Origin of the sequence: Saccharopolyspora sp. 7B (assembly GCF_020177435.1) — a bacterium.
GTDB lineage: Bacteria > Actinomycetota > Actinomycetes > Mycobacteriales > Pseudonocardiaceae > Saccharopolyspora_C > Saccharopolyspora_C gregorii.
In genome coordinates this window covers 56,754-78,516 of record NZ_JAIUKC010000058.1, presented here as the reverse complement: position 1 = coordinate 78,516, position 21,763 = coordinate 56,754, and the positions used below count along the sequence as shown (strand labels likewise).

Below are 21,763 nucleotides of genomic sequence, written 5' to 3'. Positions count from 1 at the left end.
GCCCACCCCCGAGCGCAAGACTCCGGCGACGCTGCGGCGCCTGCAGGAGAAGACGGTCCCGCAGCTGCGCGAGTTGTGGAACGTCGGCACCGCCATCGGCCCGCACCGCCTCACCCCCCGGATGCGGACGGCCCAGATCGGTGCCGCGATCGTCGCCACCGGCGTGCTCAGCACCGTCCGCGGCCCCCCCCCCCCCCCCGCCCCCCCCCGCCCCCCCCCCACCCCGCGGTCGAGCACGCCCCCCAGGTCCGCGCCGCTCCTGAAGCGGCTGCCGGGCACGTCCAGCCCGGACCGGTGAGTCCCCCGAACACCGGTCCCGGGCTGGACGGCGCGCCCACCGACCCCGTCGACGGCTGGATCAGCCAGGCCACCGCGGTCCTCGAAGCGAACGGCGTCCCCCGCGAGCAGATCGACCCGTCCGCGCTGCGCACGATCATCCTGCACGAGTCCGGTGGCGACCCGGCCGCGGCCAACGGCTGGGACTCGAACGCCGCGGCGGGCACCCCGTCGAAGGGCCTGATGCAGACGATCGACCCGACGTTCCACTCGTACGCGGTGCCGGGGCACCAGGACATCTGGAACCCGGTGGACAACATCGTCGCCGCCACCCGCTACTCCATCGACCGGTACGGCTCGATCTCGAACGTGCCCGGCGTGCAGGGCGTGAGCTCCGGCGGCTCGTACGAGGGCTACTGAGCGGTCCCGGTGGCGCGCCGTTCGGCGTCGAGGCTCTCCAGGGTGCCTTCGAACGCCTCCTCCACCAGTTCGCGCATCGCCGCTTCGGCGCGCGCCGGATCCCCGCCGCGGACGCACTCGGCGATCTCGCAGTGCAGCCGGAGCGCGACCGGCTTCGGGTGCTCCGGCATGAGGCCGCGGCCGGTCCGCCAGCGCAGGACCTCGCCGAAGACGTCCTCCAGCTGCGCGAACATCTCGTTGCCGGAGGCGGCCAGCACCAGCCCGTGGAAGGCGACGTCGGCCTCCAGGAAGGTCTCCAGGTCGCCGGCGCGGGCGGTGGCGACCATCCGCTCGGCGAGCGCGACCAGCCGGGCCGCCTGCTCGTGACCGGCGTTGCGGGCCGCGGCGGCCGCGGCGACCGGTTCGACCGCGGTGCGCAGCTCGGCCAGCGTGCGGACCTGCGCGGACCGATCCACCGCCAGCAGCCAGCGGATCAGCGCCGGGTCGAAGGTGTTCCACTCGGCGCGCGGGCGCACCACCACGCCGACGCGCTTGCGGCTGACCACCAGCCGGATCGAGGCCAGGGTGCGCACCACCTCGCGGGCGACGCTGCGGGAGATGCCGAACCGCTCCTCCAGCCCGTCGATCCGCAGCACGCTGCCCGGCGGGTGCACTCCCGCGCTGATCTCGTGGCCGAGCACGTCGACCACCTGCCCGTGCAATCCGCCGCTCACCGGGCTCCTTCCGTCGACGGCCCACTCTTCCAGCAACGCCCCGGAGGCCGCGGGCGCCTGACCGCACTATGCCGGTGACCCGGCTAACAGAGCCGACTTAATCGGTTCACCTGACCCAAAAGTCATACTTATTGGGGATCTACTCCTAGGCTGGGCCGCGACCGAGCTCAGCGAGGAGCCCCCATGCCATTGCCGCACCCGACCGCAGCCCTGCTCGCGCAGGCCCCGCCCGCAGCCTGGACCGGCCATGACACCCGCCTGCTGGCCGCCGCGGTCGCCGGCATCGCCGTCATCGTCCTGCTGATCAGCTGGGTGAAGCTGCACCCGTTCCTGGCGCTCGCGCTGGGCGCCACCACCCTCGGCGTCACCGCCGGGATGCCGTTCGCCGACCTCGTCGACACCTTCACCGAAGGGCTCGGCTCGACCGTCGGGGACGTGGGGCTGCTCGTCGCGCTCGGAGCCATGCTCGGCAGGCTGCTCACCGACACCGGCGGCGCCGAGCAGATCGTGGAGACCGTGCTCGCGCGCACCACCCGCCGCACCCTGCCGTGGGCGATGGTGTTCATCGCGGCGTTGCTCGGCCTGCCGATGTTCTTCGAGGTCGGCGTCGTGCTGCTGGTGCCGGTCGTGGTCATGGTCGCGGCCCGCTCCGAGCAGCCGATGCTGCGGATCGGGATCCCCGCGCTCGCCGGGCTGTCCATCCTGCACGGGCTGGTACCGCCGCACCCGGGGCCGCTGGCCGCGGTGGACGCGCTCGGCGTCGACCTGGGCACCACGCTCGCGCTCGGCATCGTGGTGGCCATCCCCACCGCCATCGTCGCCGGACCCGTGTTCGGCTCGTTCATCGCGAAGCGGGTCGAGCTGCCCGCCGCGTCCACGCTGCTCGGCAAGGCCCCCGGCCCGGACAGCGAGGGCAGGCGGCCCGGGTTCGCGCTGTCGGTGCTGATGCTGCTGCTACCGGTGCTGCTGATGCTCGGCAAGTCCGTCGCCGACCTGGCGCTGACCGAGGGCACGGGCGCCTACGCGGTGCTGGACACCCTCGGCACGCCGGTGGTGGCGCTGGCGCTGACCGTGCTGCTGGCCATGGGCACGCTCGGGCCGCGCTCCGGGATCGGGCGCGAACGGCTCTCCGGCATCGTCGGCTCCTCGCTGCCGCCGGTCGCCGGGATCATCCTCATCGTCGGCGCGGGCGGCGGGTTCAAGGAGACCCTCGTCGAATCCGGCGTCAACACGATGATCACCGACCTGGCCGCGGGCGCCCACCTGTCGCCGCTGGTGCTGGCCTGGCTGATCGCCGTCGGCATCCGGGTCGCCACCGGTTCCGCGACCGTCGCCACCATCTCCGCCGCCGGGATGGTCGCGCCGCTGGTCGCCGGGCTGGACCCGGTGCACGGGGCGCTGGTCGCGCTGGCCATCGGATCCGGTTCGGTGTTCTTCTCGCACCTCAACGACGCCGGGTTCTGGCTCGTGAAGGAGTACTTCGGGATGACCGTCGGGCAGACCCTCAAGACCTGGTCGGCGATGGAGACCATCCTGTCCGTCGTCTCGTTCGCGGTGATCTGCCTCCTGGAGCTGCTGCTGTAGCCGGAGGGACCGCTCCCGCGGCCGGTATGATGGTTGGTCGGACTTTCGCCAGGGACGCATCGCACCCGTCCGGCACATCCGTCCGGCACATCACGGTTGAGCACGAGGTGGAACCAAGTTGTCCAATGCCCGAGCTGATCGGGGACCCGACCGCACCGACGACCTAGCCGCCGAGCAGCAGTACGTCTCGACGCTCTACGACAAACTCGACGAACTCCGCCGGGACGCCACGAAGCGGCTCACCGACACGCTGCGCGAAACCGGCGGGACGCCGCAGGCCCGGACCGAGCGCGACATCTCCACCACCATGTACACCGACAAGCTGACCCAGCTCAGCGCGGTCGAGCACGGGTTGTGCTTCGGGCGCCTGGACCTGGACAGCGACGAGGTCTTCCACATCGGACGGATCGGCCTGTTCGACGAGGAGCGGGAGTACGAGCCGCTGCTGATCGACTGGCGCGCCCCGGCGGCGCGTCCGTTCTACCTGGCCACCGCCGCCGCCCGCGAAGGCGTGTGGCGGCGCCGCCACCTGCGCAGCAAGTGGCGCACCGTGGTGGACCTCGAGGACGAGATCCTCGACCTGGACGCCGGCGAGCAGGGCAGCGACCTCGGCCTCGCCGGGGAGGCCACGCTGCTGGCCGCGCTCGACGCGCGCCGCACCGGCCAGATGGGCGACATCGTCGCCACCATCCAGGCCGAGCAGGACCGCATCATCCGCGCCCCCATGAACGGGGTGCTGGTGGTGCAGGGCGGGCCGGGCACCGGCAAGACGGCGGTCGCGCTGCACCGCGCCGCGTTCCTGCTCTACACCTACCGCGAGCAGCTGACCAAGCGCGGCGTGCTCGTGGTCGGGCCGAACTCGACGTTCCTGCGCTACATCGGGCAGGTGCTGCCGTCGCTCGGCGAGACCGGCGTGCTGCTGTCCACCGCCGGGCAGCTGTTCCCCGGCATCGACGCCACCGCCCTCGAACCGGCGGAGGCCGCGGAGATCAAGGGCCGCGGCGCGATGGTGCAGGTGCTGAACTCGGCCGTGCGGGACCGCCAGCGGGTGCCGCGGGAACCGATCGAGGTGCTGTTCGACCGGGAGCCGCTGACCATCGGCAAGAACCTCGTCTCGCACGCCCGCAGCCGCGCCCGCCGGTCCCGCAAGCCGCACAACCACGCCCGCAAGATCTTCCGCAAGGAGATGGTCTCCGGGCTGACCAGGCAGGTGGCCGACCGGCTCGGCCGGGACCTGTTGGACCGCCGCGACCTGGACGACATCGGCGCCGAGCTGCGCGCCGACGACGCGGTCACCGAGGTGCTCGACTCGCTGTGGCCGCAGCTGACGCCGCAGCAGCTCCTCGACGACCTGCTCAGCGTGCCGAAGCGGCTCACCACCGCCGCCCGCAAGCACCTCACCGACCAGGAGCGGCAACTGCTGCTGCGCGCGCCGGGGTCGGCGTGGACGCCCGCGGACGCCGCGCTGCTGGACGAGCTGGCCGAACTGCTCGGCGAGGACGACACCAAGGCCCGTGAGGAGCAGGCGCGGCAGGAGCGCGAGGAACTCGCCTACGCCCAGGGCGTGCTGCACATCATGGAGCAGGATGAGGAGATCGCCGACGAGGAACGGCTCCGCGTCTCCGACGTGCTCGACGCCGAACTGCTCGCGCAGCGCCACCGCACCCGCAGCGACCTCACCGCCGCCGAACGCGCCGCCGAGGACCGCACCTGGACCTTCGGGCACGTCATCGTCGACGAAGCCCAGGAGCTGTCCACGATGGCGTGGCGGGTGCTGATGCGCCGCTGCCCCAGCCGGTCGATGACCCTCGTCGGCGACATCGCCCAGACCGGGGCGCTCGGCGGCGCGGCGTCGTGGGACGAGGTGCTGTCGCCGTACGTGATGGACCGGTGGAAGCTCGCCGAGCTGACCGTCAACTACCGGACGCCCGCCGAGATCATGGCGGTCGCCGCGGACGTGCTCGACGAGCTCGACACCGACCTGGAGGCGCCGACCTCGGTGCGCACCAGCGGGCACGAGCCGTGGACGCGGCGGGTGCCGGCGGCCGAGCTGGCCGCCGAACTGCCGGACCTGGTGCGGGCCGAGCTCGCGGCCATCGAGGGCACCCTCGCGGTGCTGCTGCCGCCGGAACACCTCGCCGAGGTCGGCGGCCGCATCGCCGAGCAGGTGCCGGAGGCCGAGGTGGGCGCCCAGGAGGACGGCCTCGAAGCGCGGGCCGTGGTGCTCACCGTGGAGCAGGCGAAGGGGCTGGAGTTCGACTCGGTGCTGGTCGCCGACCCGGACCGGATCCTCGGCGAGTCGGCGCGCGGGCTCAACGACCTGTACGTGGCCCTGACCCGCGCCACCCAGCGCCTCGGCGTCGTCCACACCGGCGCGGCCCTCCCGGACGTCCTGGCGGCGCTCGGCGAGGAGTGATCGACACCCGCGGCGCGAGGCCGTCCCGGTTCAGGTGTGCTTCTTGCGACTGGGAACCACCTCGTGCCGCGGGTCCCACCAGAGAGCGTAGAAGCGGTTGTTCTCCACGAACCCGAACAGCCGCCGCTCCCCGGTGATCCGCAACCGGTGGATCACGTCGCGGTCGTCGAGCCCGAGCTCGACCAGGCGCTCCCAGGCACGCTTCGCCAGGTCACCCAGCGGGTAGTCCTGCGAACGCTGGTGGCTGTGGATCACCTCGTTCACCGTCATGGACTCGAACGCGCTGATGCTGCGCAGCAACGTCTTGTGGTCTTCCGGGGTGATGCGGGTCAGGCACCAGCTGCCGTCCAGATCCACCTTGGACAGGGAGACCATCAGCTTCGTGCCGGGCTCTCCCGGGGTCAGCGCGAGGCGAGGCCGCTTCTCCGCGGACGGTGCGGCCGCGCGGTGCATCTTCGGCACCGAGCTTCCGGCGGGCACCGCCTGCTGCTTCTTCGGCGACTTCCGGCTCACACGTCCTCCGCGTCCGCGTCGGCGCCGGTGAGCCCGTCGTAGTACTCGTGCATGGCGGCGTGCTCGATCACGGCGCTGCCGCGTTCACCGTCGCCCAGCCGCGCACGGGAACGCGCCTCCCGCCACGGTGTTTCGCGGTGGGTGAGCTCGCTGAGCCAGTGCGCGGACCGGTCCGCGTACGCGTCGAGCACCGCTTCCACGCTGCCGCGTTCCGCCTCGTCCAGCACCGTCCGGTCACCGCCGAGGGCGTCCTCGGCGTTCAGCCGGAACTTCCCGCGGTGGCGGGCGTACAGCTCCGGTACCACCGGGCCGTTCGCCCACGCCTGGATCGGCTCGTCGAAGAGCGGGCGCTCCTCCCACACCAGGTGCCAGGCCTGGCTGTAGTACACGAGCTTCTGCAACTTCATGGCCGTCATCGGCCCCCGCCGGTGCAGGATGTACGCGGCCACGTCGTTCGCCTTCACCACTTCGCCCCCTCTCCTCGACGACGTCGACGATCCCACAGTGCCAGCGGACACCGACCGAATGCTCGGAAACGGGCGTTCGGCCGAGATCGCTCCACCCGATCTTGTGACATTCTCGGAAACCCCGTCGGAGATTCGACGCGAGGACCGATGTTCGGGGTGATGACCGGGCGGCGACGCCGCGTGAGGACCGGCTGCTGACAGCCGAAGCGGAGGGGTGCGTTCCGATGGTGGTACCGACCGAATTGCTCGCCGACGTGCGGACGTTGTGGGACTACCACGACCTGCGGCACGAGCCGCGCCGGTGCGACGTGGGCGTGGGGCTCGGCAGCCACGACCTCGGGGTCGCCACCCGCACCGCCGAGCTGTACCACGAGGGCTGGTTCCCGCGGATCGTGTTCACCGGCGCCAACGCGCCCACCACCGTCGAGCGGTTCCCGCGCGGCGAGGCGGTGCACTTCCGGGAGCACGCGCTGGAACTCGGCGTGCCCGACGCGGCCATCACCGTGGAGCCGGCCGCCACCAACACCGGCGAGAACATCGACCTCACCCGCGCGCTGCTGGCCGAGCAGGGCCTGCTGCACGCCACGATCACGCTGATCTCCCGCCCGTACCAGCAGCGCCGCGCGCTCGCGACGGCGCAACGGCGGTGGCCCGAGGCGGAGTTCCGCTGCGCCGCGACCCGGCAGTCGCTGGCGGACTACGTCGAGAGCATCGGCGACCCGGACCGGGTGATCACCATGCTGGTGGGCGACACGCAGCGCATCACCCGCTACGCCGAGCTCGGGTTCGCCGCCCCGCAACCCGTGCCCGCCGAGGTGCACGAGGCCTACCTGCGGCTCGTCGAAGCGGGGTACACCGGCCGGCTCATCCCGAGCTGAGGCCGACCGAGGACACCGGCCACAGGCGGTAGCCGGTCCAGCCGTCCTGCTGGACCACCCACTTCGCCGGAACGCCCGGGTTGACCCCGCCCTGCGGCCACACCGTCAGGTAGGTGGCGGTGCTGCGCTCGTCCTCGGGCTTGCGCAGGGTGCGCGCCGAGACCCCGGCGACGGCCCGGGGAGGGAGCTTGAAGATCATCCGGCTCGCGCGTGGCCGGTTCGGCGGGAAGATCCCGTGAACCGGCCCACGCGAAAAGCCGTGCGGTGCAGGGCGAATCGTGCGAAACCGCCGCGAACGGATCAGACCGCGAGCGGCAGCGCCGTCGGGTGCACCGGCGACGGCAGATCGGAAGCGCCGGTCAGGTGCGCGTCCACCGCGTTCGCCACCGAGCGGCCCTCCGCGATCGCCCACACCACCAGCGAGGCGCCGCGGTGCGCGTCACCGCACACGAACACGCCCGGCGCCGAGGTCTCCCAGCCCGAGCCGCAGCCGATGGTGCCGCGCCCGGACAGCTCGATGCCGAGCCCGTCCAGCAGCGGCATGTGCTCCACGCCTTCGAAGCCGATCGCGAACAGCGCCAGGTCGCACGGCACCTCCTCGGCTTCCGCGGACACCGGCACCACCTGCCGCCTGCCGTCGGCGTCCCGCTCCACGCGCACCTCGCGCAGCCGCACCGCGCGCACGTGGCCCTCGTCGTCGCCGACGAACTCCTCCACGGCGACCGCGAACTTCCGCTCGCCCGCTTCCTCGTGCGCCGGGTAGGTGCGCAGCACGTACGGCCAGGTCGGCCACGGCGACAGGTCGTCGTCGCGACGCGTCGGCGGCTGCGGGTACTGGTCGAGTTGGGTCACGCTCAACGCGCCCTGCCGGGTCGCGGTGCCGTAGCAGTCGGCGCCGGTGTCGCCGCCACCGATGACGACGACGTGCTTGCCGTGCGCGGAGAGCGGGGTGGGGCCGTCGCCCTCCACCTCGCGGTTCGCCGGCACCAGGTGCTCCATCGCCAGGTGCACGCCGGCCAGCTCGCGGCCCGGCACGGTGCGGTCGTCGCGGCCGCGCAGCGCGCCCACCGCGAGCACCACGGCGTCGTGCCCGGCCCGCAGCTGCTCCACGGTCAGGTCCACGCCGACCTCGCAGCCGGTGACGAACTTCGTGCCCTCGGCGCGCATCTGGGCCAGCCGCCGGTCCAGGACGGACTTCTCCATCTTGAACTCGGGGATGCCGTAGCGGAGCAGGCCGCCGATGCGGTCGTCCCGCTCGTACACCGTCACCTCGTGCCCGGCGCGGGTCAGCTGCTGGGCGGCGGCCAAGCCCGCCGGGCCGGAGCCGACGACGGCGACCCGGTTGCCGGTGTGCGATTCGGGCGGGCTCGGGTGCACCTGGTCCTGGTCCCAGGCGACCTCCGCGATGGTCTCCTCGACGCGCTTGATCGTCACCGCGCCACCGGCGTCCGGGGAGATCGCCAGCACGCACGCCGCCTCGCACGGGGCGGGGCACAGCTTCCCGGTGAACTCCGGGAAGTTGTTCGTCGCGTGCAGCCGGTCGCTCGCCCGGTCCCACTGGCCGCGGCGCACCTGGTCGTTCCACTCCGGGATGAGGTTGCCCAGCGGACAACCCGCGGAACCCGAGTGGCAGAAGGGGATTCCGCAGTCCATGCAGCGCGCGGCCTGCGTGGACACCTCCGCCTTCTGGTCCGAAGTGGACAGCGCGGCGTAGACCTCGCGCCAGTCGCCGAGCCGCTCGTCGTACGGGCGCTTGGGCGCCTCGGCCCGGGAGAACTTCAGGAAACCCTTCGGGTCAGCCACGGGACGCCTCCATGATCGCCTCTTCCACGTCGCGGCCCTCGGAGCGGGCCAGCCGCATCGCCTCCAGCACCCGCGCGTAGTCGCGGGGCATGATCTTCGAGAACGCCGCGGAACGCCGCGTCCAGTCCCCCAGCAGCGACGCCGCCACCGTGGAACCCGTGAGCTCGTGGTGGCGCCGGACCACCTCGTGCAGCCACTTCAGGTCCTTCGCCGTCGGCTGCTGCACGTCCACCATCGCCGTGTTCACCCGAACCGGGTCGAGGTCGAGCACGTAGGCGATGCCGCCGGACATGCCCGCGGCCACGTTGCGCCCGGTGCCGCCGAGCACCACCGCGCGCCCGCCGGTCATGTACTCGAAGGCGTGGTCTCCCGCGCCCTCGGCGACCGCGGTGGCCCCCGAGTTCCGCACGCAGAACCGCTCCCCGACCTGGCCGCGCAGGAACAGCTCGCCGGAGGTGGCGCCGTAGCCGATCACGTTGCCCGCGATCACCTGGTCCTCGGCGGCGAACGCCGAATCCCGGTGCGGGCGCACCACGACGCGGCCGCCGGAGAGACCCTTGCCGACGTAGTCGTTCGCGTCGCCGACCATCTCCAGCGTCACGCCCGGCGGCAGGAACGCACCCAGCGACTGCCCGGCCGAGCCCTCCAGCTCCACCCGGATCGTGTCGTCCGGCAGGCCCGCGCCGCCGTAGCGGCGGGTGACCTCGGCGCCGAGCAGGGTGCCGACGGTGCGGTTGACGTTGCGCACCGGCAGCCGCAGCCGCACCGGGTGCGCGTCCTCCAGCGCCGCCTCGGCCAGCTGGATCAGCGTGCGGTCCAGGGCGTGGTCGAGGCCGTGGTCCTGCTCGCGGACGCGGCGGCGCACCGCCGAGTACGGGGTCTCCGGCTCGGCGAACAGCGGCGTCAGGTCCAGGCCGGCGGCCTTCCAGTGCTCCACCGCCTCGTCGGTGCGCAGCGCGCCGACCTGGCCGATCGCCTCGTCCAGCGTGCGGAAGCCCAGCTGCGCCAGGTGCTCGCGGACCTCCTCGGCGACGAACTCGAAGAAGTTGACCACGTGCTCGACCTGGCCGTTGTAGCGCTTGCGCAGCTCCGGGTTCTGGGTGGCCACGCCCACCGGACAGGTGTCCAGGTGGCAGACGCGCATCATCACGCAGCCCTCCACCACCAGCGGCGCGGTCGCGAAGCCGTACTCCTCGGCGCCGAGCAGCGCGGCGACCACCACGTCGCGGCCGGTCTTCATGCCGCCGTCGACCTGCACGGTGATCCGGTCCCGCAGCCCGTTGAGCAGCAGCGTCTGCTGCGTCTCGGCGAGCCCGATCTCCCAGGGGGTTCCCGCGTGCTTGAGCGAGGTCAGCGCCGCCGCACCGGTGCCGCCGTCGTGCCCGGACACCAGCACCACGTCCGCGTGCGCCTTGCTCACGCCGGCCGCGACCGTGCCCACGCCGACCGAGCTGACCAGCTTCACGTGCACCCGCGCCCGGTCGTTGGCGTTCTTCAGGTCGTGGATCAGCTGCGCCAGGTCCTCGATCGAGTAGATGTCGTGGTGCGGCGGCGGCGAGATCAGCCCGACGCCGGGCGTGGAGTGCCGCGTCTTCGCGATCCACGGGTACACCTTGTGCGCGGGCAGCTGGCCGCCCTCGCCGGGCTTCGCGCCCTGCGCCATCTTGATCTGCACGTCGGTCGCGTTGACCAGGTATTCGCTGGTGACGCCGAAGCGGCCGGAGGCGACCTGCTTGATGCCGGAGCGCCGCTCGTCGTCGTAGAGCCGGTCGGCGTCCTCGCCGCCCTCGCCGGAGTTGGAGCGGCCGCCGATGCGGTTCATCGCGATCGCCAGCGTCTCGTGCGCCTCCGCCGAGATCGCGCCGTAGCTCATGCCGCCGGTCGCGAACCGCTTCATGATCTCCGAGATCGGCTCGACCTCGTCGATCGAGATGGGGGCCCGGCCGCTGTCGAACTTGAACATGCCGCGCACCGTGCCGCCCTTGCGGGCCAGCCGGTCGCACTCGGCGGTGTACTCGCGGTACGCCTCGACCTTGCGGGTCTTCGTGGCGTGCTGGAGCAGGAACACCATCTCCGGGGAGAACAGGTGCAGTTCGCCTTCGCGCCGGTACGAGTACTCGCCGCCGACCTCCAGCCTGCGGTGCGCCCGGTCCGTCGGGTTGTCCGGGTAGGCGCGGCGGTGCCGCTGCGCGACCTCCTCGGCCAGCGCGTCCAGCTCGACCCCGCCGAGCTGGGTGCCGGTGCCGGTGAAGTACTCGGCGACCAGTTCCTTCGACAGGCCGACGGCCTCGAAGATCTGCGCGGCCGTGTAGGCACCGACGGTGGAGATGCCCATCTTCGACATCACCTTCAGCACGCCCTTGACCAGCGCCTGCACGTAGTTGCGGACCGCCACCCGCGGCCGGATCCCGGTGATCTGGCCGGTCGCGATCATGTCCTCGATCGTCTCGAAGGCCAGGTACGGGTTGACCGCGGCGGCACCGAAGCCAAGCAGCGCGGCGATGTGGTGCACCTCGCGGGCGTCCCCGCTCTCCACCACCAGCGCCACCTTCAGCCGCTCCTTGGTGCGCACCAGGTGGTGGTGCACCGCGGAGACCAGCAGCAGCGACGGGATCGGCGCCATCCGGTGGTCCGAGTCCCGGTCCGAGAGCACTAGTACCCGGGCGCCCGCGCGAATCGCCTCGGAGGCCTCCTCGCGCACCCGTTCGACCGCCTCCGCCAACGCCGCGCCACCGCCGTCGGCCTCGTACAGGCCGGACAGCACGGTGCAGGCGAAACCGGGCAGGTCGCCGTCGGAGTTGATGTGGATGAGCTTCGCCAGCTCGTCGTTGTCGATCACCGGCGTCGGCAGCACCACGTGCCTGCACGAGGCCGCGACCGGCTCCAGCAGGTTCTGCTCCGGGCCCATCACCCGCGCCACCGAGGTGACGATCTCCTCCCGGATCGCGTCCAGCGGCGGGTTCGTGACCTGCGCGAAGTGCTGCACGAAGTAGTCGTAGAGCAGCCGGGAGCGCTGCGAGAACGCGGCCTGCGGGGTGTCCGAGCCCATGGAGCCCAGCGGTTCTCCCCCACCGGAGGCCATCGGCGCCAGCAGCAGCGACAGCTCCTCCTCGGTGTAGCCGAACGTCAGCTGGCGGCGCACCACCGACTCGTGGCTCTGCACCACGTGCTCGCGGTCCGCGAGCTGCCCCAGGTTCAGCTGACCCGCGTGCAGCCACTCCTCGTAGGCGTGCTGCTCGGCGAGCTCGGTCTTGATCTCGTCGTCGTCGACGACGCGGCCCTGCTCGGTGTCGATCAGGAACATGCGGCCCGGCTGCAGCCGGCCCTTCGCGACGATCTCCGCCGGGTCCAGGTCGAGCACCCCGGACTCGCTGGCCAGCACCACCCGGTCGTCGGAGGTGCGCCACCAGCGCGCCGGGCGCAGCCCGTTGCGGTCCAGCACCGCGCCCACCAGGGAACCGTCGGTGAAGGTGACGCAGGCCGGGCCGTCCCACGGCTCCATCAGGCCCGCGTGGAAGCGGTAGAACGCCTTGCGCTTCGGGTCCATCTCGGCGTGGTTCTCCCACGCCTCCGGGATCATCATCAGCACCGAGTGCGGCAGCGAGCGCCCGCCCAGGTGCAGCAGCTCCAGCACCTCGTCGAACGAGGCCGAGTCCGAGCCGTCCTCGGCGCAGATCGGGTACAGCCGGGACAGGTCGCCCGGGATCACGTCGGACTCCAGCAGCGCCTCCCGGGACCGCATCCGGTTCCGGTTCCCGCGGATCGTGTTGATCTCGCCGTTGTGCGCCATGTAGCGGAACGGGTGCGCCAGCGGCCACGACGGGAAGGTGTTCGTGGAGAACCGGCTGTGCACCACCGCGATCGCCGAGACCAGGCGCTCGTCGGTGAGGTCCGGGAAGAACAGCGGCAGCTGCTCGGTGGTCAGCATGCCCTTGTAGACGAAGGTGCGCGCCGACAGCGACGCGAAGTACAGCTCGGCGCCCTCCCGCGCGGACTCCCGCTCGGCGCGCTTGCGCAGGCAGAACGCCAGCCGGTCCAGCTCCAGCCCGGCCTGCCCGGCGGAGCCCTCGACCAGCAGCGTCGCGAAGTGCGGCATGCACTCCAGCGCGGTGGTGCCCACCCCGGCGGCCTCCGGTGCGATCGGCACCTCCCGCCAGCCCAGCACGCGCAGGTCCTCTTCGATCGCGATGCGCTCCACCAGCGCCACCGCCGCGGCGCGCAGCTCGGGATCGGCGGGCAGGAACGCGATGCCCGCCGCGTAGCGCGCGCGGCCGGCCGCATCCGGTTCGGGCAGGTCGAAGCCCGTGCAGGAGCGCAGCAGCTCGTCCGGCAGCTGCAGCAGCACCCCGGCGCCGTCACCGCTGGTCGGTTCCGCGCCGGCGGCCCCGCGGTGGTCGAGATTCGCCAGCGCGGTCATCGCATCGGACACGATGCCGTGCGAGCGGCGCCCCTGGACGTCGGCCACCATGGCGACCCCGCAGGAATCGTGCTCGGAAGCGGGGTCGTACAGACCCTGAGCGGCGGGAAAGGCAGAGAAGACCACTGCGCAAACCTCCCTCGTCGGTACTCGTGCGGAAAGACCACCGCGCACTCGCGTTGATCTCTTCTGGGCACGGGACGACGCTGGCCCGCGTGGGCGTCCGGCGCTGGACGGGTGGTCGGCCGAGCCGGGCAGCGGCACCGCACTCGGCGAAACGAGACCTTCGGCGGCCGAACCGGGCACCGGTGGCGACCGGGCTCGTGGGACTCGGTCCCGCAGGCGGCGCGGAACCGGGGAAGGCCACGAGCGCCTGGGATCGCGACCCCGGATTGAGACCGCAACCCAGGATTGAGACCGCGACCCCGGATTTCGACGAACCTTAACAAACACGATACCCGGCAGCAGCACCGCAAGTCAGCTCTCGGCCCGCGTGAATATTCCGACGTCCGACCGAACCGCGTCAACCCCGCGGGCCCGCGGAACCCCTGGGCACCCGGCAACCGGGCAGGACGATCAGCTCCTGGTACCTTTCCAGCTCGGGGCGCTCGCGGCAGCGAATTCCGGTGCGTTCGCGCGGGCGTCGCCGTCCGCCACCGCACCCGGTGCGCACCCGTGGCGCACCGGCCCGACCACGAGGACGCCATGCTCGGGTTCCGCCGCCTCCCCGCCCTGCTGCTGACCGTGCTGGCCCTGCTGTTCGCAGGCACCGCGTGCGCCACGCGCACGCCCTCCCCGGCACCCGAAGCCCCCGTCGAGGACCCGGCGGCCGCGTTCCCCGCGAAGATCGCCCTCGACGGCCAGGAACCGATCACGCTGCCCCAGCAGCCCAAGCACATCGTGTCGCTGAGTCCCACCGCCACCGAATCGCTCTACGCCATCGGCGCGGGCGACCAGGTGGAGGCCGCCGACCGGTCCTCCTCCTTCCCCGCCGACGCCCCCCGCACCGAGCTGAACGCGCTCAGCAGCGACGCCGCGGCCGTCGCCGGGCACGACCCGGACCTGGTGATCGCGCCCGACGGCGCCGGGAAGCTCGTCGAGGGGCTGCGCGAGCTGGAGATCCCGGTGCTCGTGACGCCCGCCGCGACATCGCTGGACGACGCCTACGCGCAGATCGAGACCCTCGGCCAGGCCACCGGGCACAGCAGGCAGGCGCGGGACGTCACGGCCCGGATGCGCGCCGACATCGCGAAGATCGTCGCCGACACGCCGAAGGCGCCGGAACCGCTGACCTACTTCCACGAGCTCAGCCCCGACTTCTACACCGCCACCTCGCGCAGCTTCATCGGCGACGTCTACGGCCTGTTCGGGCTCCGCAACATCGCCGACGACGCCGAGGGCGAGTACCCGCAGCTCGCGCAGGAGCGGATCGTGCAGGCCGACCCCGACCTGATCTTCCTCGCCGACTCGAAGTGCTGCGGCGCCACCGCGGACGCCGTCGCCGCCCGCCCCGGCTGGGACACCCTCACCGCCGTGCGGGAGCGCCGCGTCGTGACCCTCGACGAGGACGTCGCCGGGCGCTGGGGACCGCGCGTGGTCGACCTGGTGCGCGCGATCTCCGACTCCGTGTCCCGCGCCCAGCGGCCCTGAGCCGGGTGCGCGGCACGACGCGGCTGCGGCCCGTCCCGCTGCTGGCGGGCGTCGCGGCGCTGTTGCTGGCGCTGCTGGTCTCGGTGCTGCTCGGCGCCGCCGAGCTCGGCTGGACGCGGGTGCTCGCGGAGATCGGCGCGCAGCTCACCGGCGGCCACTCCCCGCTGTCCGAGCGGGAAGCGGCGATCCTGTGGCGGCTGCGGGTGCCGCGCGCGGTGCTCGGGGCGCTCGTCGGGGCCGCGCTCGCCGTGTCCGGCGCCGCCTTCCAGGGCGTGTTCCGCAACCCGCTCGCCGACCCGTACCTGCTCGGCGCGGCCAGCGGGGCGGGGCTCGCCGTCACCCTCGTGATCACCGTGCTGCCGGGCGCCGCCGGGGTACCCGGGGCCGCGCAGGCCGCCGCGTTCGCCGGTGCGCTCGGCGGCGTCGCCACCACCTGGCTGCTGGGCCGCGCCGCGGGCGGCGGGGCCGCGACGCTCGTGCTCGCCGGAGTCGCCGTCGGCGCGTTCCTGTCCGCCGGGCAGACCTTCCTGCAGCAGCTGCGGCTGGAGAGCCTGCAGCAGGTCTACATGTGGATCCTCGGGCGGTTGAGCACCGCGGGCTGGGGAGACGTGCTGCTGGTGCTGCCGCTGCTCGTGGTCTCCGGCGGGGTGCTGTGGGCGTGCGCCCGGCTGCTCGACGTGCTCGGCACCGGCGATGAGGAGGCCGCCTCGCTGGGCGTGCACCCCGGCCGGGTCCGCGCCGTCGTGCTGCTCGCCGCCTCGCTGGCCACCGCCGCCGCCGTGTCCGTCGCCGGGCTCATCGGGTTCGTCGGGCTCGTCGTCCCGCACCTGGTCCGGCTCGCCTTCGGCGGCGGCAACCGGATCGTGGTGCCGCTGTCGCTGCTGTTCGGCGGGGCGTTCCTGGTGCTCGCCGACGTGCTCGCGCGCAGCGTCCTCGCCCCCGCCGAACTGCCCATCGGGGTGATCACCGCGTTCACCGGCGCGCCGTTCTTCGCGCTGCTGCTGCACCGGAGCAGGCGCGCATGACCGAGCTGCGGGTGCGCGACCTGACCGCCGGGTACCGGCGGCGCACCGTGCTGACCGGGGTGTCGGCGCAGGTGCCCGCCGGTGGCTGGCTCGCCGTCATCGGGCCCAACGGGTCCGGGAAGTCCACGCTGCTCAAGGCCGTAGCCGGGCTGCTGCCGCACCGGGGGGACGTGCTCGTCGGCGGCAGGCCGCTGCACCGGGCGGGTCGCCGCGAACGGGCCCGGCTGCTGGCCTACTCGCCGCAGAGCCCGCAACTGCCGCCCGGGCTCACCGTCACCGACTACGTGCTGCTCGGCCGCACCCCGCACCTCGGACCGCTCGGGCGGGAAGGGCGCGGCGACCTCGCCGTGGTCGAGCACGTCGTCGAACGGCTCGACCTGGCCGGGCTGGCGCGGCGGCCGCTGGCGGAGCTGTCCGGGGGCGAGCGGCAGCGGGCCGTGCTCGGGCGGGCGCTGGCGCAGCGGTCCGGGGTGCTGCTGCTGGACGAACCGACCACGGGCCTCGACCTCGGGCACGCGCAGGCGCTGCTGGACCTGGTCGACGAGCTGCGGCGCGAACTGGGCACCACCGTCGTCACGACGCTGCACGACCTGACCATCTCCGCGCAGTACGCCGATCGGCTGCTGCTGCTCGCCGACGGCCGCACCGCCGCGCACGGACCGCCCGCCGAGGTGCTCACCCCGGCGGTGCTCACCGAGCACTACGACGCGCGGGTCGTGGTGCTCACCGCTCCCGACGGAACACCGGTGATCGCGCCGGTGCGGGTGCGGAGCGGCTGACCTCTCCGGGGCAGGTGGTGCTCGTCGGCGGCACCGCTGCCCTGGAACGGGCGATCCGCTCGTACGACGACGGGGGGGCCCCCCCGGCCCCCGGGGGGGGGGCGCGGGGCGGCGGGGGGGGGGCGCCGGGGGGGGCGGGGGGCGGCGGGGCCGAGCGGGAGGCGGGGGGGGCGGGGGGGGGGCCCCGCCCCCCCCGGGGGGGGGGCCCCCCCGGGGGCCCCCCCCCGCCCCGGTGCGCCGGGGGGGGGGGGCCGTGGTCGAACGGTGCGGGTCACTCGTCGCGGTCGGAGTCCTCGGAGCTCTTCTCGCTCGTGGCGGCGGAGGTCTCCTTGGGCCGGTCGGCCTTCTCGTCCGCCGGCTTCGAGGCGGCGGCCTTCTCGTCCGGCTCGGCATCGCCGGACTCCGCGGGTTCGGACTTCGCTTCGTCCGGCTGCGCTTCGTCGGGCTGCGCGGGTTCGGACTTCGCCGCATCGGGCTCGTCGTCCCGGTTCTCCGCGTCGACCCGCGTCGCCCCGCCGGAACCGGCCGCGCCGGGTTCCTCGTCGTAGTCGTCATCGCCCGGCAGCGGCCTGCCGCGCAACCGCTCCGGGTCCTCCCGCTTCCCGCGCACCACCAGCAGGTAGATCACCGCCAGCGCGAACACCACCAGCGAGGTGAACACGTTGATGCGGATGCCGAGCAGGTGCGTGGCCGCGTCGGTGCGCATCATCTCGATCCACACCCGGCCGGCCGTGTACCCGGCGACGTACAGCGCGAACACCCGGCCGCGCCCCATCCGGAACCGCCGGTCCGCCCACACCACGAGCACCGCGACCAGCAGGTTCCACAGCAGCTCGTACAGGAACGTCGGGTGCACCACCGCCAGCGGCGCCCCCTGGTCGACGGCGCGGCCGTAGATCTGGTCGACCATGCCGTCCTCGTTGACCCGGCGGTAGATCTCCAGTCCCCAGGGCACCGAGGTCGGGCTGCCGTAGAGCTCCTGGTTGAACCAGTTCCCCAACCGGCCGATGGCCTGCGCCGTGATCAGCGCCGGGGCGATCGCGTCGGCGAACGCCGCCAGCGGCACGCCGCGCCTGCGGCAGCCGATCCACGCACCGACCGCGCCGAGCGCCACCGCGCCCCAGATGCCGAGGCCGCCCTCCCAGATCTTCAACGCGTCCAGCGGGTTCCGGCCCGGGCCGAAGTACTTGTACCAGTCCGTCGCGACGTGGTAAAGCCGACCGCCGACCAGGCCGAACGGCACCGCGAACACCGCGATGTCGGTGACCACGCCCTTGCGGCCACCGCGCGCCTGCCAGCGCCGGTCACCCCACAGGATCGCCACCACGATCCCGGCGATGATGCACAGCGCATAGGCGCGCAGCGGCACCGGGCCGATGTACCACACCCCCTGCGGGGGGCTCGGAATGTTCGCCAGGAACGAGGTCGCCGGGGCAGCGAGGTTGTGCGCGCTCACCCGAACACCGTATCGGTCCGCCGCGCCACCCCCATCGCCAGGTGAACGGCCCGCCCGTCCGAGCCGGTGGGCCGTTCACCCCGGGTGCTTCAGCGGGAGCGGACTCCCCGGCCCAGTTCGGCGGCGATCTCGCGGACGCCCGCGGGACCGTCCTGCTCGGCGCGGTTGATGAACGCGGAGCCGACGATGACGCCGTCGGCGAACTTCGCGACCTGCGCGGCCTGCTCGCCGGAGCGGACGCCGAGGCCGACCCCGATCGGCAGGTCGGTGTGCGCGCGGGTGCGCCGCACGAGCCCTTCCGCCTGGTCGCCCACGGTGTCGCGCGCCCCGGTCACGCCCATCACCGAGGTGGCGTAGACGAACCCGGAGCTGGCCTTCGCCGTCATCGCCAGCCGCTGTTCCGTGGAGGACGGGGCGACCAGGAAGATCCGATCCACGCCGTGCGCCTCGCTGGCGGACATCCAGTCGTCGGCCTCGTCCGGCACCAGGTCCGGGGTGATCACGCCGAGCCCGCCCGCAGCGGCCAGGTCGCGGGCGAACGCGTCCGGCCCGTACTGGTGCACCGGGTTCCAGTAGGTCATCACCACGGCGTGCTTGCCCGCGTCGGCGACCGAGGACACCACGTCGAACAGGTCCCGGATGCGGAACCCGGCGCGCAGCGCCACGTCCCCGGCGGCCTGGATGGTCGGCCCGTCGATCACCGGGTCGGAGAACGGGACGCCGACCTCCACCACGTCGCAGCCGGGCGCGTCGTCGGTACCGGCGAGCATGCCCGCCAGCAGCTCCTTCGAGCCCTCGACCGTGGGGTAGCCGGCGGGCAGGTACCCGATCAGCCCCGCTCGGTCCTCGGCGCGGCAGGCCGCGAACACCTCGTGCAGGCTCACCGCTCCGCCTCCCCGTCTGCGTCGTCCGCCACCGGCTCGCCCGACTCGTCGACGAGGCCGAAGTACTTCGCGGCGGTGTCCATGTCCTTGTCGCCGCGGCCGGACAGGCTCACCAGCAAGGTGGCGTCCGGCCCCAGCTCGCGGCCCAGCCGCAGCGCGCCCGCGAGGGCGTGCGCGGACTCGATGGCCGGGATGATGCCCTCGGTGCGGGAGAGCAGCCGGAACGCCTGCATCGCCTCGTCGTCGGTGACGGCGACGTACTCGGCGCGGCCGGCGTCCTTCAGGTACGAGTGCTCCGGCCCGACGCCCGGGTAGTCCAGGCCCGCGGAGATCGAGTAGGCCTCGGTGATCTGCCCGTCCTCGTCCTGCAGCAGGTAGGAGCGGGCGCCGTGCAGCGTGCCCGGCGTGCCCTTGGTGAGCGTGGCGCCGTGCTCGCCGCTGTCCAGCCCGTGCCCGGCGGGTTCGCAACCGACCAGCCGCACGCCCGGATCGTCGATGAAGCCGTGGAAGATGCCGATGGCGTTGGAGCCGCCGCCCACGCACGCCACCACCGCGTCCGGCAGCCCGCCGAACTGCGCCAGCGACTGCTCGCGGGCCTCCTCGCCGATGATCTTGTGGAAGTTGCGGACCATCACCGGGAACGGGTGCGCCCCGGCCGCCGTGCCCAGCAGGTAGTGGGTGTCCTCGACGTTGGCGACCCAGTCCCGCAGCGCCTCGTTGATCGCGTCCTTCAGCGTGGCCGAGCCGTTCGCCACCGGTCGCACCTCGGCGCCCAGCAACCGCATCCGCGCCACGTTCAGCGCCTGCCGCTCGGTGTCGACCTTCCCCATGTAGATCACGCAGTCGAGGTCGAGCAGCGCGCAGGCGGTCGCCGTGGCCACGCCGTGCTGGCCAGCGCCGGTCTCGGCGATGACGCGCCGCTTGCCCATCCGCTTGACCAGCAGCGCCTGCCCCAGCACGTTGTTGATCTTGTGGGAGCCGGTGTGGTTCAGGTCCTCGCGCTTGAGCAGGATCCGGGCCCCGCCCGCGCGCTCGCCGAACCGCTTCGCCTCGGTCAGCAGCGACGGGCGGCCCGCGTAGTCCCGCAGCAGCCGCGCCAGCTCGTCCACGAACTCCGGGTCCAGCTGCGCCTTCTCGTACTCCGCGGCCAGCTCGTCCTGCGCGGCGATCAACGCCTCCGGCATGAACCGGCCGCCGTAGGGGCCGAAGTGGCCCCGCTCATCCGGGTCATGCCCCTCGGGCACCGGACGGCCCGGCCGATGCGCGCGGTCGTGCTGCGCGTCGTGCACCGTCGCCATCTAGGTCACCTCTCTAGTAGTCCTCAGCCGCCGGGGATCCGGCCGTGCACCGCGGCGGCACCGCGCCGCGCGTCACCCACCCCGGGTTCCCGGCACGGGCGCCGCGACACCGGCCGCGCCCGGGCGGTGCGCCGAACCCGACCGGTGGCCGGGCCCGGCTCGATCAGCGGCTGGGCCGCGGGCAGGCCGGGTGCGAGCCGGCCGTCACCAGCTGGGTCACCGCGACGCGCGGGTTATCGCTGGTCACCAGACCCTCGCCGACCAGCACCGCGTCCGCGCCCGACCCGGCGTACGCCATCAGGTCGCTCGGGCCGCGCACCCCGGACTCGGCCACCTTCAGCACCTCCGGCGGCAGGCCGGGCGCGATCCGCCCGAAGACCTCGCGGTCCACGTCCAGGGTGTGCAGGTTGCGGGCGTTGATGCCGATGACCTTCGCCCCGGCCTCCAGCGCGCGGTCCGCCTCCTCGGCGGTGTGCACCTCGACCAGCGCGGTCATGCCCAGCGACTCGACCCGGTCCAGCAGGGCCTCCAGCGCGTTCTGCTCCAGCGCCGCCACGATCAGCAGCACCATGTCCGCGCCGTGGGCGCGCGCCTCGTGCACCTGGTACGGGCTGACCACGAAGTCCTTGCGCAGCAGCGGAGTCGCCGGGACCTTCAGGCGCACCGCGTCGAAGTCCGCCAGCGAACCGCCGAAGCGGCGCTGCTCGGTCAGCACGCTGATCACCCGCGCGCCCGCCTCCGAGTAGTCCGCGGCCAGATCGGCCGGTTCGCCGATCTCCGCGAGCTCACCCTTGGACGGGCTCCGCCGCTTCACCTCCGCGATCACGCCGACACCGGGCGCGCGCAGCGCGGCCAGCGCGTCGTGCGGCGGTGGCGCCGCAGCCGAACGCTGCTTGATCTCGTCGAACGGAACGGCGGATTCGCGGAGGGCCATGTCCTCGCGAACGCCTTCGATGATGGATTCCAGAACGCTCACTCGAACACCTCGCCACGCGTGCCCCGAACACTCGCCCGCAGGTCTCGAAAATCGTCAATGACGCAGACGAACTCATCGCGCTCGATCACGACACTCCCCTTCCCGCCGTGCCGTTCGCATGGCCGATGCTAACCCCGCGCGGTGCGGCCTCCGCCCAAGGGGTCGGTACAACGTCCCTGCACAGCAAGGACCTTCGTCCCTTGCCGAC

Annotated in this window: 17 protein-coding genes and 1 pseudogene; 8 read left to right on the top strand and 10 right to left on the bottom strand. The window is 73.1% G+C overall.

From position 1 onward, the window contains the following. Both LCD33_RS11435 and LCD33_RS29365 read left to right on the top strand, forming a co-directional pair. Positions 1–298, top strand: a pseudogene (locus tag LCD33_RS11435) (hypothetical protein); the annotation flags it as partial. Further along, positions 295–696, top strand: coding sequence for a transglycosylase SLT domain-containing protein (locus LCD33_RS29365; protein ID WP_224967979.1), 402 nt, complete (start codon positions 295–297; stop codon positions 694–696). The pseudogene LCD33_RS11435 and the gene LCD33_RS29365, both read left to right, overlap by 4 nt. Here LCD33_RS29365 and LCD33_RS11425 read toward each other — a convergent pair. Continuing rightward, complete coding sequence (locus LCD33_RS11425) at positions 690–1,409, bottom strand: FadR/GntR family transcriptional regulator (RefSeq protein WP_224961889.1); 720 nt, start codon at positions 1,407–1,409, stop codon at positions 690–692. The genes LCD33_RS29365 and LCD33_RS11425 overlap by 7 nt on opposite strands. Positions 1,410–1,592: 183 nt before the next feature. Between LCD33_RS11425 and LCD33_RS11420 the strand changes: the two genes are divergently transcribed. Both LCD33_RS11420 and LCD33_RS11415 read left to right on the top strand, forming a co-directional pair. Then, on the top strand, positions 1,593–2,993 hold the full coding sequence (locus LCD33_RS11420) for a gluconate:H+ symporter (RefSeq protein WP_224961887.1): 1,401 nt from the start codon (positions 1,593–1,595) through the stop codon (positions 2,991–2,993). Between the two features lie 118 nt (positions 2,994–3,111). Continuing rightward, on the top strand, positions 3,112–5,409 hold the full coding sequence (locus LCD33_RS11415) for an ATP-binding domain-containing protein (protein ID WP_224977811.1): 2,298 nt from the start codon (positions 3,112–3,114) through the stop codon (positions 5,407–5,409). Between the two features lie 30 nt (positions 5,410–5,439). Here LCD33_RS11415 and LCD33_RS11410 read toward each other — a convergent pair whose 3' ends face one another. Both LCD33_RS11410 and LCD33_RS11405 read right to left on the bottom strand, forming a co-directional pair. Next, complete coding sequence (locus LCD33_RS11410; protein ID WP_224977810.1) at positions 5,440–5,922, bottom strand: hypothetical protein; 483 nt, start codon at positions 5,920–5,922, stop codon at positions 5,440–5,442. After that, positions 5,919–6,389 (bottom strand): Panacea domain-containing protein, encoded by a 471-nt coding sequence (locus LCD33_RS11405; protein WP_224977809.1) that lies wholly within the window; start codon positions 6,387–6,389, stop codon positions 5,919–5,921. Before LCD33_RS11405 ends, LCD33_RS11410 begins: the two co-directional genes overlap by 4 nt. Before the next feature lie 224 nt (positions 6,390–6,613). On the opposite strand from LCD33_RS11405, the gene LCD33_RS11400 reads away from it, so the two are divergent. Further along, positions 6,614–7,267, top strand: a complete 654-nt coding sequence (locus LCD33_RS11400) for a YdcF family protein (protein WP_224977808.1) — start codon at positions 6,614–6,616, stop codon at positions 7,265–7,267. Here the strand turns inward: LCD33_RS11400 and LCD33_RS11395 are convergent. From LCD33_RS11395 to gltB, 3 genes are all read right to left on the bottom strand, one after another. Then, a complete protein-coding gene (locus LCD33_RS11395) occupies positions 7,254–7,466 on the bottom strand; it encodes a hypothetical protein (RefSeq protein ID WP_224966850.1) in 213 nt (70 codons plus the stop codon). The two genes, LCD33_RS11400 and LCD33_RS11395, sit on opposite strands and share 14 nt — an antisense overlap. A gap of 101 nt (positions 7,467–7,567) precedes the next feature. Next, positions 7,568–9,070, bottom strand: a complete 1,503-nt coding sequence (locus LCD33_RS11390) for a glutamate synthase subunit beta (protein WP_224977807.1) — start codon at positions 9,068–9,070, stop codon at positions 7,568–7,570. Then, positions 9,063–13,613, bottom strand: a complete 4,551-nt coding sequence (gene gltB / locus LCD33_RS11385; RefSeq protein WP_224977806.1) for a glutamate synthase large subunit — start codon at positions 13,611–13,613, stop codon at positions 9,063–9,065. The genes LCD33_RS11390 and gltB overlap by 8 nt, the downstream gene beginning before the upstream one ends. A gap of 549 nt (positions 13,614–14,162) precedes the next feature. Between gltB and LCD33_RS11380 the strand changes: the two genes are divergently transcribed. From LCD33_RS11380 to LCD33_RS11370, 3 genes are read left to right on the top strand one after another with little or no spacing between them, the layout of a single operon-like run. Next, positions 14,163–15,137: an ABC transporter substrate-binding protein gene (locus LCD33_RS11380; RefSeq protein WP_308011263.1), complete on the top strand. Its 975-nt coding sequence runs from the start codon at positions 14,163–14,165 to the stop codon at positions 15,135–15,137. Between the two features lie 5 nt (positions 15,138–15,142). Then, a complete protein-coding gene (locus tag LCD33_RS11375) occupies positions 15,143–16,162 on the top strand; it encodes an iron ABC transporter permease (RefSeq protein ID WP_224961868.1) in 1,020 nt (339 codons plus the stop codon). Beyond that, positions 16,159–16,941 (top strand): ABC transporter ATP-binding protein, encoded by a 783-nt coding sequence (locus LCD33_RS11370; RefSeq protein WP_224977805.1) that lies wholly within the window; start codon positions 16,159–16,161, stop codon positions 16,939–16,941. Before LCD33_RS11375 ends, LCD33_RS11370 begins: the two co-directional genes overlap by 4 nt. Positions 16,942–17,212: 271 nt before the next feature. Here the strand turns inward: LCD33_RS11370 and lgt are convergent, their stop codons facing one another. The 4 genes from lgt to trpC form a co-directional block, all read right to left on the bottom strand. Beyond that, a complete protein-coding gene (lgt, locus tag LCD33_RS11365) occupies positions 17,213–18,397 on the bottom strand; it encodes a prolipoprotein diacylglyceryl transferase (RefSeq protein WP_224977804.1) in 1,185 nt (394 codons plus the stop codon). Between the two features lie 89 nt (positions 18,398–18,486). Continuing rightward, positions 18,487–19,281, bottom strand: coding sequence for a tryptophan synthase subunit alpha (gene trpA / locus LCD33_RS11360; protein WP_224959538.1), 795 nt, complete (start codon positions 19,279–19,281; stop codon positions 18,487–18,489). Then, complete coding sequence (trpB, locus tag LCD33_RS11355) at positions 19,278–20,579, bottom strand: tryptophan synthase subunit beta (RefSeq protein ID WP_224959540.1); 1,302 nt, start codon at positions 20,577–20,579, stop codon at positions 19,278–19,280. The genes trpA and trpB overlap by 4 nt, the downstream gene beginning before the upstream one ends. Before the next feature lie 163 nt (positions 20,580–20,742). Then, complete coding sequence (gene trpC, locus LCD33_RS11350; RefSeq protein WP_224966855.1) at positions 20,743–21,555, bottom strand: indole-3-glycerol phosphate synthase TrpC; 813 nt, start codon at positions 21,553–21,555, stop codon at positions 20,743–20,745. Positions 21,556–21,763 lie beyond the last annotated feature (208 nt).

Coding starts and splice junctions, on each gene's coding strand:
- LCD33_RS11420 (WP_224961887.1), top strand. CDS start 1,593: ATGCCATTGCCGCACCCGACCGCAGCCCTGCTCGCGCAGGCCCCGCCC.
- LCD33_RS11400 (WP_224977808.1), top strand. CDS start 6,614: ATGGTGGTACCGACCGAATTGCTCGCCGACGTGCGGACGTTGTGGGAC.
- LCD33_RS11395 (WP_224966850.1), bottom strand. CDS start 7,466: ATGATCTTCAAGCTCCCTCCCCGGGCCGTCGCCGGGGTCTCGGCGCGC.
- LCD33_RS11370 (WP_224977805.1), top strand. CDS start 16,159: ATGACCGAGCTGCGGGTGCGCGACCTGACCGCCGGGTACCGGCGGCGC.
- trpB (WP_224959540.1), bottom strand. CDS start 20,579: ATGGCGACGGTGCACGACGCGCAGCACGACCGCGCGCATCGGCCGGGC.